The sequence below is a fragment of the Kribbella sindirgiensis genome (genome assembly GCF_004331435.1).
Lineage (GTDB): Bacteria > Actinomycetota > Actinomycetes > Propionibacteriales > Kribbellaceae > Kribbella > Kribbella sindirgiensis.
On record NZ_SJKA01000011.1, the window covers coordinates 210,902 to 223,935 of the forward strand.

Genomic DNA, 13,034 nt, shown 5'->3' on the forward strand with positions numbered 1-13,034 from the left:
CCGTTCTCTCGATGGTTGCCTTCCGCTACGAGCCGTCAGTACCCGATCGGTTCGATCCCACACACCCGGGCGCCGCAACCTGGTGGTGATCCCGCCGAAACCTGCGGAGTAGTTGAAGATGACATAAAAGGCTGACAGGTTGCCGCCACGACCGGGAGGGGACTCGTGAGTCTCAGTCAGCCCACCGACGCCGAGCTGGACGTGATGATCAGGGCGCGTCTGGCTTCCATCGGAATCGATCTCGACCAGTTGCCGGCCGGCAGCGCACCGGATCCGGACACCGGGAGCCCGGGTCGCGACTCGGTGCTCGCCAGTCTGCGCGGCTTCATGCGTACGACGGTGTTGCCGTTGAGCTCGTACTCGTTCGCCGCGGACGCCCGGCTCGCCCAGCAGGCCGCGCCGCCGAAGCTGTACCCGTCCATCGACGTCGCCCGGGAGGCCTGATGAGCGCCCCGCAGGACAGCCAGGTCGATCGGCGATCGTTCCTTCACCGCGCGAGCGCACTGGCCGCCGCCACCGCGGTCGGCTCGGTCGCGCTGCCGGCCGTAGCGCACGCCGCCCCCGCGTCCGCTGGGTCCAGCGGTACGGCGGCATTGGTCGACGTACCGGCGAGATCGGTGGACGTCAGCGAGCTGACCATCGCCGAGGCGGCCACGTTGATCCGCAAGGGCAAGCTGAAGCCGGAACAGCTGTTGGAGGCTCATCTCGCGCGGATCAGCGAGTTCGACTCGGTGTACCAGGCGTTCAATCTGGTACTCGCCGACGAGGCGCTGGCCCGGGCGCGGGCGCTCGGCCGGACCCGCGGCGGTGCGCTGCACGGCATCCCGCTGGCGATCAAGGACAACTACTACACGCGCGGTGTGACCACGACCGCGAACTCGTACCTGTTCGCCGACTTCGTGCCGCCCTTCGACGCCACCGCCGTACGCCGGCTGACCGCGGCCGGCGGAATCGTGATCGGCAAGACCCAGATGGGGCCGTTGGCAACTACCCGCGCGACCACGCCGGACGGCCGGATCACCACCGTGAACGCGTGGACGCCGAACGATCCCCGCACGGACCCCGGCGGATCGTCGTCCGGATCGGCGACCGCGGTCGCGGCCCGGCTCGCGACCTCGGCGGTCGGGACCCAGACCGGCGGATCGATCACCGCGCCGTCGAACGCCCAGAACCTGACCGGCCTGAAGCCCACCATGGGTCGCGTGTCCCTGTACGGCATCGTGCCGCTGAGCTACACCCGCGACCACCCGGGCCCGCTGGCGCGCGACGCGATGGACGCCGCGATCATGCTGACCGCGATGGCGGGCGAGGACCCGGAAGACCCAAGAACACAAGGACTTCCGCCGGTACCGGACCTCATGAAGGCGGCGACGCCGCTGCGGCCGGGACGGGCCCGCTGGCGGACCCGGATCGGCGTGATCCCCGGATTCACCAGCGGTACGTCGGAGACCGCGACGGCCCGTGCGACGGCTCTCGACGTCCTCGCGGGGATCGAGGGCCTGTCAGTCGTCGACGTGACCATGCCGGACGAGTGGGACCTGCTCACGAACGCGGCCTTCAACAACGTCCGGCTGCCGGAGCGGAGCGAGCCGTTCCTCCCGATGCTGCGGTCGGACCTCCGCGGATTCGGGGTGTCGGTGGTCGGGTGGCTGCAGGGCGCGCTGCTCGGAGCCAACGAGTTCTTGATCGGTCAGCGCGCCAAGGTGGTCCTGCTGGAGCGGGTGCTCGAGGATCTGTTCGAGCAGTGCGACGTCGTAGTGCAGACGTCCCCGACACCGTTCGACGCGCTCGGTCTTCCGGAGCTGGCACTCCCGATCGGGTTCACCGCGAACGGCGTACCGATCGGGACAATCCTCGGCGGCAAACCGTTCGGCGAGGACCGCCTGCTCTCCGTCGCGGCTGCCTATCAGGCCGTCACCGACTGGCATCACCGCCGACCCGCGGATCCGGCCGCAGCCCCGGCGGCTCTGCGGAAGGCTGAGACGCAGGACCGCGGCCGAATCCACGCCGAGGAAGTCCCCGACCTCATGCAGTGAACGGATTGCGGTCCGCGGCGACAGCGGGCAGGAGCGTGTCGGCGAACTTCGCGTACAGGTGGCGCTGGAACATCGGGCCGAAGGTGACCCGGGCGACTCCGCGTGCCGCATAGTCCGCGATCGTGTTCGCGCCCTGCCCGTAACCCGCGTTCACCGGGCCGTCGATCTGCGTGCTGAGCGTGGCCAGCAGGTCGAGGTCGCCGACGCCGATCGGGTACACGCAGTCGGCGCCGGCGGCCAGGTAGCGGTTTCCGCGGTCGAGGGCGGTCGCCAGCTGTTCGTCCGCCGTACCGGCCTGGCGGATGAACGCGTCGATGCGGGCGTTGATCACCAGCGCGTCACCGGCCGCGGCGCGGACCGCGGCCAGGAAGTCCGCCTGCTCGCCGGGGTCGATCATCGACCCGATCGCCGGGTCGGAGTCCTCCAGGTTGAGCCCGACCGCGCCGGTCGCGACGAAGCGCTCGACCAGTTCGGCCGGAGCCAGCCGGTACCCGCGTTCGAAGTCGACCGTCACCGGAACGGACACCGACTGCGCGATCCGCGCCGCGGCAGTCAGTACGTCGTCGACGGGCGCGTGCTCGCCGTCGTCGTACCCGAGGACGGCGGCCGTGGCGTTGCTGCTGGTGGCGACCGCGGCGAAGCCGGCCGCCTCGACCATGCGCGCCGAGGCGGCGTCCCATGCGTTCGGTACGACGAGTGGTGTGCCGGGGACGTGCAGTTCCCGCAGAGTGGTTGCCAATGACATCAAGATCTCCCGTGGATCAGGGGCAGCCCGAAGGCTGGGAACAAAGCAGGTTGGTGGAACGCGAGAACAGCCGAGATCGCGTCTTCGGTGTACGTCAGCACCTTGATCGAGTGCGCGTGGAACAGCTCGTCCGTGCCCCGGATGTAGAGCGCGAACGCCGGTTGGCCGTTCGCCGACGTCTCGACCAGGACCCGCCGGCCCGGGCCCGGGCGGAGCTTCGCGTCGAGCAACCGCAGTACGTCGGAACGCCCGCTGAACCAGGTCGGGATCGGCGGCATCTCCCACCGAGCATCTGCGCTGAACAGCCCTTCCAGTACGACGAGATCCTTGCTCTCCATCGCGGCCTGGAACTGGTCGAGCAACGCCCGCCGCAGCGGTTCGTGCGGCTCGCTCAACTCGTCCTCCCGCGGCCGCAGCCGCGCCAGCTCGGCCCGCGCACGCTGCAGCGAACTGTTCACCGCGGCGGTTGTTGTGTCGAGCAACGAGGCGACGTCCGCGGCGGGCCACGTGAGCACCTCGCGCAGGATCAGTACGGCGCGTTGCCGGGGCGGAAGGTGCTGCATCGCGGCGACCATCGCCAGCCGCAAACTCGCGCGATCGCCGACCACGGTGGCCGGATCGGCACCGAGCAACTGATCCGGGAACGGCTCCAGCCACGGCACCTCCAGGGCCTGGGCGTGCAGCTCGTCCGGATCGTTGCCCGGGGCACCCAGCGCCGACGGGACGACCCGCCGGCTGCTGTGCTGCAGGAGGTTCAGGCACACGTTCGTGGCGATCCGGTACAACCAGGTCCGGACCGACGAACGGTGCTCGAAATCCGCGTGACCACGCCAGGCGCGCAGGTACGTCTCCTGAACCGCGTCCTCGGCGTCGTGCAGCGAGCCGAGCATCCGGTAGCAATGCGCCACCAGCTCACCCCGATGCTGCGCGAACTCCTCCTCGAGGTTCATTGGGCTCCCTCCATCACCGGCACCAGCTTCTGCGCACGACGTCCCGCGATCGCCAGCCCCGAGAGCGCGCCGATCAACGACAGTACGCCGCATCCCGCGAGCGCCCGGGCGAAGCCGTGGCCGGTGTAGCCGCCGGCTGCCGTGAAGACCGAGCCGAGGACCGCGACCCCGGCCGCGCCGCCGATCTGTCGGTTCATGCTGTAGATCCCGGACGCGATCCCGACGGCTTCGCGAGGCAGTGCCGCCATCGCCGCGGTCTGCGCCGCGGGCATCGCGAGCGAGATCCCGCACCCGGTGACGACCAGCGGCACGATCAGTTCCCAGTAGTGGTCCGCGCCGCCGCTGACCCAGAACATGCCCGCGGTCTGCAGCGCCATACCGATCACGACCAGTGGACGTTCGCCGACACGGTCGACCAGCCGGCCGGCGATCGGGCCGACGACGAACAGCGTCGCGGTCCACGGCAGCAGTTGCAGACCGGCCTTGAACGGCGCCGACCCAAGCACGGCCTGCATGTACTGCGAGAGGAAGAAGACTGCGGCGAACAACGCCGCGCTGAGGAAGAAGCCGGCCGAGTTCGCCGCGGTGAACGTCCGGTTCCGGAAGAACTCCAGCGGCACCATCGCGTGGTCGGTCCGCCGCTCCCACGCCGCGAACGCCACCAGCATCACGATCCCGATGCCGAAGGCGCCCAGTACTTCGGCACTGGTCCAGCCGGCCGACTCGCCGCGCACCGTGCCCCAGACCAGGCCCAGTACGGCGAGGCTGATCAGCACCGCGCCGACCAGGTCGAGCCGTCGCGCCGGGCCGGTGCTCTCACTGATCTTCGTCAGCACCAAGGCGATCGCGACCGCGCCGATCGGCACGTTGATCCAGAAGATCCACTGCCACGACAGTCCCTCGGTGACCGCGCCGCCGATCAGCGGCCCACCGAGTACGGCGATCCCGGTCACCCCGCTGAACACGCCGATCGCCCGCCCGCGTCGCTCCGGCGGGAACGCCGCCCCGAGCAGACTCATCGCCAGCGGCATCACCATCGCCGCCCCGACACCCTGCACGGCCCGGGCCGCGATCAGGAACGGCAGTGTGGTCGCCACGGCGCACGCGACCGAGGCGGCGGTGAAGAGTGCCAGACCGGCCGCATACGTACGGCGCCGGCCCAGACGGTCGCCGATCGCGGCGGCCGTCATCAGAAGCATCGCAAAACTCAGTCCATAGGCGTTGACCGTCCACTCCAGCTCCTCGGCGGTCGCGCCGAGGTCGCTGCGGATCGTGGTCAGCGCGGCGGCCACCACAAGGGTGTCCAACGCCACCATCACCGACCCGAGCGAGGCCAACCCCAAAACCCATCGTTGTTCACTGGTCACATCTGTACAGACCAGCGAGACATCCCGAACTCATCGGTCCGGTGAGCACGAGTTCTGGGTGTGATCGGCAAGCTCGACAGGAGGTGTCGGGTGGCCGGGTAGTGCACCTGAGCGTGAACGTGCCCGCGCGTACACCGTCCCACCGGTGCACTACCTGTCGAGCCTGCACCACCCACCACGAGCGGCCGCGCCGCCACCAACCCCGGATCGCCCAACCGCCCGCCCCGCGCGGCAGCCCCCACACGTCCACAACACGAGGGGATCTCCCCTGGTGTTGTGGGTTCTCCCCTCGTATACCAACGGAGAAGGCGCAACAGGAGGGGAGATCCTCTCGTTGCGGGGGCACTCGTCGCGCTCGGCCCCGCAGTTCGTTGGTCGCTGGGGTCAGGGTTCGGGGCGGGACTGGATTTGGATGAGGGTTTGTTGGCCTGCGGCTACCAGGGTGCGCTGGGTGGCGGTGACGCCATAGACCTCGAGGCGGCAGATCGTCAGGGTTCGGCCGGGTTTGAGCACGGTGCCGACCGCCTCGAGGTGCTCGCCCTCACCAGGTGCCAGGAGGTTGATCTTGAACTCCACCGTGAGCACCGACGAACCTTCCGGGAACAGCGTGAACGCGGCGTACCCGCCCGCGCTGTCCGCGATCGAACTGGTCGCGCCCGCATGAAAGTACCCATGCTGCTGCGTAACCTCAGGCCGCCGAGGCAGCACAACATGCACCTCGCCCGCCCCGACGTGCGCGATCCGCGCCCCGAGATGCGCCATCAACCCCTGACGCTCGAAACTCGCCAGAACCCGCTCGCGTACGTCGGCAGTAGCCTCCTTCATTCCCGGGAGGCTACTAGGTGAGCGGAATCAGTGCCGCTGGTGGGAGCGTCGGCTTGGCGGATCCTCCGCTGGGCTCGAGGGTCAGGCCGAACGCCGTCATGCCGGTGGTCGAACCGTCGATGACCCGGGTGAGGTCGCCGGCGGCGAGGCCGACCGAGTGGGCGGTCTTTCCGGAGTCGATCATCCACAGCTGCCATGTCCGGTCCGTGGGGAGCTCGGGCAGATCCCGCAGTACGACGACCGACTTGTCGGCCTTCGCGGACACGACGATCGTGGCCTGCCCGCCGCCCTGGACCGCCCCGTGAACGGTCCGTGCGTCGGGCTGGGAGAGAACGGCGGCCATCTGCCGATTGGCCTGCTCCGCGGCGGTCCGGTCGCGGTACTGGTCGATCGCGATCCCGCCGCTGACGGCGACCGCGGCGGCCGCGGCGGCGAGTGCCAGGACGGATCGGCGGATGAAGCGCCGGCGTACGGCGGGTTGGCCGTGGACGACCGGGGGGAGTTGGCGTACGTGCTCGATCGCGGACATCACGTTCGCCTTGAGCGCGGGCGGCGGCGGGGTGGAGACCTGGGTCGCCAGCTTCACCGCGGCGGCGCGCAGTTCGTCGACCTCGGTCGAGCAGAAGGTGCATTCGGCGAGGTGGGCCTCGAAGCGAATCCGTTCGTCGTCCGGAAGGGCGTCCAGAACGTACGGGCCGGTGAGAGTGTGCACGTCGGGTTCCGTCATGGCCGCTGCCCCCTCGTGGTTCCCAGGCAGTCGCGGAGGCGGATCAGGCCGTCGCGCATGCGCGCCTTGATGGTCGGAAGCTTGGCCCCGAGTTGCTGGGCGACCTCCGGGTACGTGTAGCCGTTGTAGTACGCGAGCTCGATCGATTCTCGTTGCAGGTCCGTCAGCGAGCCGAGGCACCGCCGTACCTGCTCTGCCTCGAGCCGCGTGGTGACGGTATCGGCCACCTGGTCGAAGGCGACGTCGGCGGACCGCGCGCCGACCTGCTCGGTGCGGTCGGCGGCGGCCTGTTCGGAGCGCACCCGGTCGACCGCGCGGCGGTGCGCGATCGTCAGGATCCAGGAGTGCGCGGAGCCGCGGTCGGCGTCGTACCGGGTCGCGGTGCGCCAGACGTCGAGCATGACTTCCTGGGTTACCTCTTCGGACTGGGCCGGGTTGCGGAGGATCCGGCGGACGAGCCCGAAGACCCACGGCGCGACCCGGTCGTAGAGCGCGCTGAACGCGGCCGTGTCACCGGTCGCGGTCAGCATCAGGAGATCCCCGTCCGCGACCGCACCGGATCGCGAGTGCGATCCGGTGGGCCAGGGCAGCGCGGTTGGTTCGTTCACGGTCAGCTTGCCGGGGGCATCAGAACGGAGTCGATGAGGTACACCGTAGCGTTCGCGGTCTTCACGCCGCCGCAGATCACGTTGGCGTTGTTCACCTTCAGGCTGTCGCCGGAGCCGGTGACGGTGACGGCCTGCTTCTCAACGGTCGTTTGCTTGCCGACGACCGACGACGGGTCGAGCTGGCCCGGTACGACGTGGTAGGTGAGGATCTTGGTGAGCAGCGCGTCGTTCGTCTTCAGCGTGTTCACGGTCGCGGCGGGGATCTTCGCGAACGCGGTGTCGACCGGTGCGAAGACGGTGAACTCGCCGCCGTTCAGCGTCGAGACCAGGTCGACCTTCGGGTTCAGCTTGCCGGACACGGCTGCGACCAGGGTCTTCAGCAGCGGGTTGCCCGAGGCGGCGGTGGCCAGCGGTGCGGCCGCCATACCGTCGATCGAGCCGGCGCCCGACGGGTTGGCCTTCGCGTAGTCGGCGCAGCCTGGTCCGACCAGACCGCCGGCTGCGTCGCTCATCGACGGCGTGGCGCTGGTGGCCGGTGCGCTGCTGCTCGTGCTGGTGGTCGAACCGCTGGAGGCGCTGCTGTTGTCGTCACCACCACAAGCGGATGCGGTCATTGCGAGGGCCAGCGCGCTGAGAGCGATTCCGGCGCGGGTGAGGTGCTTGTACATGACTCAATCTCTTTCCTGGGGAGGTTGCTGACGGGAGTACTTCGGAGCCGGTCGCGGGCCGGATGGGTCACTCGACCATCACGACTGTGTTGTGCAGACCGCTCGAGCCGTTCGGCCGCGGCGGCGCCTGGCGGTCGGTCTGCAGTTCGCCGGTCGCGTCGGTCGCGCGGACGGTGAGTTTGTGGGTGCCGGGCGTGGCGTTCCAGCGGAAGGTCCACTGCCGCCAGGTGTCCGGCCCGTCGACGGGCGCCAGCCGGGCGGGTTGCCACGGGCCGTTGTCGACCTTGACCTCGACCTTGCTGATGCCGCGGCGCTGCGCCCAGGCGACTCCGGCGGCGACCGCGGGTCCGGCCTTGACGGTCGCGAAGCCCTTCGGTACGTCGATCCGCGACGACGTCTTGATCGGCGCCTCGACGGACCAGCCGCGGTCGGTCCAGTACGCGCTGAAGTCCCGGAACCTGGTGACCTCGAAGTCAACGATCCACTTGGTCGCGGACACGTACCCGTACAGGCCGGGAACGACCATCCGCACCGGGAAGCCGTGCTCGAACGGCAGCGGTTCGCCGTTCATCGCGAGCGCGAGGATCGCGTCCCGGCCGTCGGTGAGCGCGGCGAGCGGCGTACCGATGGTGAGCCCGTCGACGCTGGTCGACTTCACCGCGTCGGCGCCTTGCCGGACGCCGGCCTCGCGGAGCAGGTCCGCGATCGGTACGCCGATCCAGCGGGCGTTGCCGGCGTACGGGCCGCCGACCTCGTTGGACACGCACGTGAGGGTGATGTCGCGTTCGATCAGCCGCCGTTCGAGCAACTGGTCGAACGAGAGCCGGAGCTCTTTGTCGACAAGTCCGTGGATTCGTAGCTCCCAGTCCCGCGGGTCGATCCGCGGGACCTGGAGCAGCGTGTCCACGCGGTAGAACTTGGCGTTCGGCGTCGTGAACGGGCTGATCCCGGGGACGTCGAGGCTCGCCTGCAAAGGGCCTGCGGCGTCGGTCGGCCGAGGTACCCGAACGCGCGCCCGCAGCTCCTGCCCCGACCCACCCGCAAACCGAGCAGCACCAGCAGCACCGGCCCCCACCACAGCCACCGCCGACACGGCAACCAAGAACCTCCGCCGATCAAACCCCACCGGCTGCTCAGCCTCATCTGTCTCCTGAACCGGACTTCGCGTGACCAGGGCCATCGCCAGTACGGCGACCACCAGCGTGACTGTTGCCGGTAGCAACCGGTCGACCGTGCTGCCGGCGGCCGAACGGCTCACGATCGCGAACACCAAGCCCACCAGCCCGAGCCCACCCGCGATCGCGGCCGCCGTCCGTCGGCGCCCGCGCGCGCCGATCCATCCGGCAACGGCGGCGACGATCGCGAGCGTCGCGCAGATGCCGACCCGGAGCAGCGGACGGTCGGCGGTGCCGAGAGTCCGGACCGCCCAGTCCTTCACCGGCCCGGGGGACCAATCGATGACCTGAACGCCGACGGCGTCGACCGGCCACGGTCCTCCGGTCAGATCCGCGACGAGATATCCGACCGCGAGCGCCGTACCGGCTGCAACCACACCGCCCAATGCCCCGACTGTCTTGTGCATGCCAGGCATTCGGCGCCGACACGCCCGCGGATGGTTCGAGATGTTCGAACGTGACCAGGCGTCGACCAAATGCACATCGCTAGGCCATCTGGTGCAGAGCTGCCTCGGTCAGTTCGTACTGGAGGGGGCGGCCCGTCGCGTGGCGTTCGATCTCGTTGACGGTGATCTTGCCCATGTCGAGGTAGCACTCGACGGTGGCGGCGGCCTGGTGGGGTGTCAGGAGGACGTTCGGGAGGGCGCGGAACGGGTCGTCGGGCGGGAGCGGCTCCTCGTCGAACACGTCCAGCGCGGCGTCGATCCGCCCGCTGCGGACTTCATCGAGCAACGCGGCGGTGTCCACAAGCCACGAGCGGGCCGTGTTGACGAGGGAGGCGCCGTCGGGCATCAGCGCGAGTTCGCGGGCGCCGATCAGGTGGTGGGTCTCGGGGAGCGTCGGCGCATGCAGGGCGACGACCCGGCTGGTGCGGAGCAGTTCGTCGAGCGAGGTACGACGTACGCCGAGCTCGACCGCGCGTTCATCCGTGAGGTACGGGTCGTAGACGACGACCTCCGCGGCTCGGAGCGCGACGAGCATCCGGATGTACTCGACGCCGGTCCGCGAAGCGCCCACGACACCGATCCGCGACGCCGTCAGCCCGTGCTGCGGAGGTACGGCGTCCCGCCACGCGCCGTCGCGCATCGCATGATCGAACCGCTGAATGCGATGCAGCAGGCTCAACGTGAACGCGAGCGACACCTCGGCCACCGGCTCCGCCATCGCCTGCCCCGCCTGCGTGATCCGCAGCCCGCGCCGGAACACCTCCTCGGTGACGAAGTGCTTCACCGACGACGCACTGTGCGCGATCAACCGCAACCGGTCCGCGTGGTCCAGGACGGCCGCGGTCAACGGCGTCGCACCCCACGACGTGATCAGTACGTCGGTCCCGGGCAACGCCGCCGTCAAGGCCCCGGCATCGCCCGGATCGTCCAGTACGACGACGTCCCCGAGCGCCTCCAGCCGCGCCGTACTCTCCGGCGCGAACACCATCTCCCGGTACGCCGGCGTCGCCGCCAGCACCATCCGCAGCTTTTCGGCCATGACCGAATTCTAGGGTCTGGAAACGATCAGATGCAGCACGAGCGTCGCCGCGAGGATGCCCGCGGCGAGGCCGAGGAGGCCGGACGGCGCGGTCCCGGCGGTCAGGGCGATCCCGCCGACGGCGCTGCCGAGCGCGGAACCGAGCGAGATCGCGCTGCCGTTGAGGGCCATCACGATCGCGGCGGACTCCGGGGCGAGGCCGCCGAGCCGGACCTGCTGCGGTACAGCCGCGCCGCCGTTGCCGGCGCCCTGGAGGAAGAACCAGCTCACGCCGACGACCGCGAGCGCGGTGGCCGAGGTGAGCAGCAGGCCGCCCATGCCGAGGATCGAGTTCAGCAGCAGGACGATCAGGACGACGGTCAGTACGCGCGGTGCCGGGAACCGGTCGGCCAGCCGGCCCGTGATCGCGTTGCCCAGCGCACTGGTGACGCCGTACCCGAACATGATCGCGATGATCATCCAGCCGGCCGGAAAGGACGGACCGAGGATCAGGACGGCGTACGTGAAGCAGGTGAAGCTGCCGGCCAGGATGCCGGTCGTGACAAGCAGGGAACCGAGCAGCCGCTGCCGACCGAGTGGGCGAAGCTGGTCGGTGAGCCGGCCGTGGGGAAGCTGCCGGCGGGGGAGGCCGCGCAGGATGCCGGCCAGGGCGATCGTTCCCATCACGGCGACCAGGATCATCGGGTAGCGCCACGAAGACTGCCCGACCACCAGGCCGACCGGTACGCCGAGGGCCGTCGCGGTCAGCAACCCGCCGAGCACGAACGACAACGCCTTCCCGCGGTGCCGGACCGGCGTCACGGCGATCACGTAGCCGCTGACGGCCGCGTTCAGCAGGCAGGCGCCGAGCGCCGCCACTACCCGCCCGGCGAACGCGATCGGGTATGTCGTCGCGAGCCCGACGACCAGGTTGCCGAGCACGAAGACGGCCAGCGCCGCGGCGATCGTCGTACGGCGCTCCCAGCGCGACGTCACTGTGCCGAGGACCGGCCCGGCGAACACCGCGGTCAGCGCGAACGCGGACATCAACTGGCCCGCGGCCGCCACGCTGACGTGCAGGTCCGCGGCGATGGTGGGCAGCAACCCGGTCAGGACGTACCCGTCGATGCCCATGGAGAACGTCGCCACGGCGAGCCAGACCAGCGGCCGGTACGAGAACTGCTGCTCCTCAACCCTGTCAGCGGCGCAGGTATCCGTCACCCGACGGCGGCTTTTGAAGCACGGGCGACCAGCAGGTGCAGACCGACGGTGATCGTGAGGACGACGGCCGAGACGCCGAGCAGGCCGTTCGGTGAGGAGCCCGCGGTCAGGGCGACACCGCCCAGGCCGCTGCCGAGAGCCGAGCCGAGCGAGATCGCGCTGCCGTTCAGCGCCATCACGATCGCGGCCGACTCGGGTGCCATCGACGCCAGCCGCGCCTGCTGTGGAACGGCGCCGCCGCCGTTGCCGACGCCGGCCGAGAAGAACCAGACCAGACCCCACACCGCCGCCACCACAGCCGGGGCGAACATCAGCGCGATCATGCCGAGGACGGCGTTCAGCAGCAGCCCGACCAGCACAACGGTCAGCACCTTGAGTGCGGTGAACTTGTCGACCAGGCGTCCTGTCACCGCATTGCCGGCCATGCTCGAGACGCCGTACCCGAACATGATCAGGATCATGGCCCACTCGGCGTGGAAGTGCGGTCCGAGGATCAGGGTCGCGTACGTGAAGCAGGCATAGCTGCTGCACAGGATTCCCGTGGTCACGAGCAGCCCGGCGACCAGCCGCGGCCGGCCGAGCGGGCGGAGGCGTTCGACGAGGGTGCCGCCGGGTAGATGCAACTGCGGAAGCCGGAGCAGGATGCCGATCAGGGCGATCGTGCCGACCACCGCGACCAGGATCATCGGGAATCGCCACGAGGACTGCCCGAGCAGCAGGCCGACGGGTACGCCGAGCGCGGTCGCGGTCATCCAGCCGCCGAGCACGAACGACAACGCCTTGCCGTGGTGCTCGGACGGGGTCAGGGCGAGTACGTACCCGGTGACGGCGGCGTTCAGCAGACTGCCGCCGAGCGCCGCGAGCACCCGGCCGCTGAGCGCGACCGGGTAGTTGGTCGCGACCGCGACGACCACGTTGCCGAGGACGAACACACCCAGTGACAGCACGATCGTCGTACGGCGTTCCCACCGTGACGTCAACGTGCCGAGCACGGGACCGGCGAGCGCGGCGGTGAACGCGAACACGGACATCAGCTGACCGGCGGCCGCCGGGGTGACCTTCAGGTCGCCGGCGATCTGCGGCAGCAGCCCGGCCAGCACGTAGCCGTCGATGCCCATCGAGAACGTCGCGACCGCAAGCCAGATGAACGGGCGGTACGAGAAGCTCGAGGAGCCCCGCCCCTCCGCCGCGTCGGCGGGTCGCGTTTCCGTCACACGACTATCTCACCGCCTGCAGAGGCCTCACGGC

Annotated in this window: 13 protein-coding genes; 2 read left to right on the top strand and 11 right to left on the bottom strand. The window is 69.8% G+C overall.

Translation table 11 applies throughout. From position 1 onward, the window contains the following. Positions 1-165 precede the first annotated feature (165 nt). Both E0H50_RS28665 and E0H50_RS28670 read left to right on the top strand, forming a co-directional pair. Positions 166-444 (top strand): hypothetical protein, encoded by a 279-nt coding sequence (locus tag E0H50_RS28665; RefSeq protein ID WP_131293633.1) that lies wholly within the window; start codon positions 166-168, stop codon positions 442-444. Beyond that, a complete protein-coding gene (locus tag E0H50_RS28670; protein WP_131293634.1) occupies positions 444-2,036 on the top strand; it encodes an amidase in 1,593 nt (530 codons plus the stop codon). The genes E0H50_RS28665 and E0H50_RS28670 overlap by 1 nt, the downstream gene beginning before the upstream one ends. Here E0H50_RS28670 and E0H50_RS28675 read toward each other — a convergent pair. The 11 genes from E0H50_RS28675 to E0H50_RS28725 all read right to left on the bottom strand — a co-directional run bounded on the left by E0H50_RS28675 (position 2,026) and on the right by E0H50_RS28725 (position 13,000). Next, the gene (locus tag E0H50_RS28675) at positions 2,026-2,781 is read right to left on the bottom strand and encodes an isocitrate lyase/PEP mutase family protein (protein ID WP_131293635.1); all 756 of its coding nucleotides are present in this window, start codon (positions 2,779-2,781) and stop codon (positions 2,026-2,028) included. The two genes, E0H50_RS28670 and E0H50_RS28675, sit on opposite strands and share 11 nt — an antisense overlap. Then, positions 2,781-3,731 (bottom strand): sigma-70 family RNA polymerase sigma factor, encoded by a 951-nt coding sequence (locus E0H50_RS28680; protein WP_131293636.1) that lies wholly within the window; start codon positions 3,729-3,731, stop codon positions 2,781-2,783. Before E0H50_RS28680 ends, E0H50_RS28675 begins: the two co-directional genes overlap by 1 nt. Further along, positions 3,728-5,068: a DHA2 family efflux MFS transporter permease subunit gene (locus tag E0H50_RS28685; protein ID WP_238151299.1), complete on the bottom strand. Its 1,341-nt coding sequence runs from the start codon at positions 5,066-5,068 to the stop codon at positions 3,728-3,730. The genes E0H50_RS28680 and E0H50_RS28685 overlap by 4 nt, the downstream gene beginning before the upstream one ends. Before the next feature lie 414 nt (positions 5,069-5,482). Continuing rightward, complete coding sequence (locus tag E0H50_RS28690) at positions 5,483-5,923, bottom strand: PaaI family thioesterase (protein WP_238151301.1); 441 nt, start codon at positions 5,921-5,923, stop codon at positions 5,483-5,485. 13 nt (positions 5,924-5,936) lie between these two features. Continuing rightward, the gene (locus tag E0H50_RS28695; protein ID WP_131293638.1) at positions 5,937-6,650 is read right to left on the bottom strand and encodes an anti-sigma factor; all 714 of its coding nucleotides are present in this window, start codon (positions 6,648-6,650) and stop codon (positions 5,937-5,939) included. Continuing rightward, a complete protein-coding gene (gene sigK / locus E0H50_RS28700; protein ID WP_238151302.1) occupies positions 6,647-7,258 on the bottom strand; it encodes an ECF RNA polymerase sigma factor SigK in 612 nt (203 codons plus the stop codon). Before sigK ends, E0H50_RS28695 begins: the two co-directional genes overlap by 4 nt. Positions 7,259-7,260: 2 nt before the next feature. Further along, positions 7,261-7,926, bottom strand: a complete 666-nt coding sequence (locus E0H50_RS28705; protein WP_131293639.1) for a fasciclin domain-containing protein — start codon at positions 7,924-7,926, stop codon at positions 7,261-7,263. 67 nt (positions 7,927-7,993) lie between these two features. After that, positions 7,994-9,508: a molybdopterin-dependent oxidoreductase gene (locus E0H50_RS28710; RefSeq protein WP_131293640.1), complete on the bottom strand. Its 1,515-nt coding sequence runs from the start codon at positions 9,506-9,508 to the stop codon at positions 7,994-7,996. A gap of 79 nt (positions 9,509-9,587) precedes the next feature. After that, a complete protein-coding gene (locus E0H50_RS28715) occupies positions 9,588-10,586 on the bottom strand; it encodes a hydroxyacid dehydrogenase (protein ID WP_131293641.1) in 999 nt (332 codons plus the stop codon). A 9-nt stretch (positions 10,587-10,595) separates the two neighbouring features. Then, positions 10,596-11,786, bottom strand: a complete 1,191-nt coding sequence (locus E0H50_RS28720) for an MFS transporter (RefSeq protein WP_131293642.1) — start codon at positions 11,784-11,786, stop codon at positions 10,596-10,598. Then, complete coding sequence (locus E0H50_RS28725) at positions 11,783-13,000, bottom strand: MFS transporter (RefSeq protein WP_131293643.1); 1,218 nt, start codon at positions 12,998-13,000, stop codon at positions 11,783-11,785. Before E0H50_RS28725 ends, E0H50_RS28720 begins: the two co-directional genes overlap by 4 nt. Positions 13,001-13,034 lie beyond the last annotated feature (34 nt).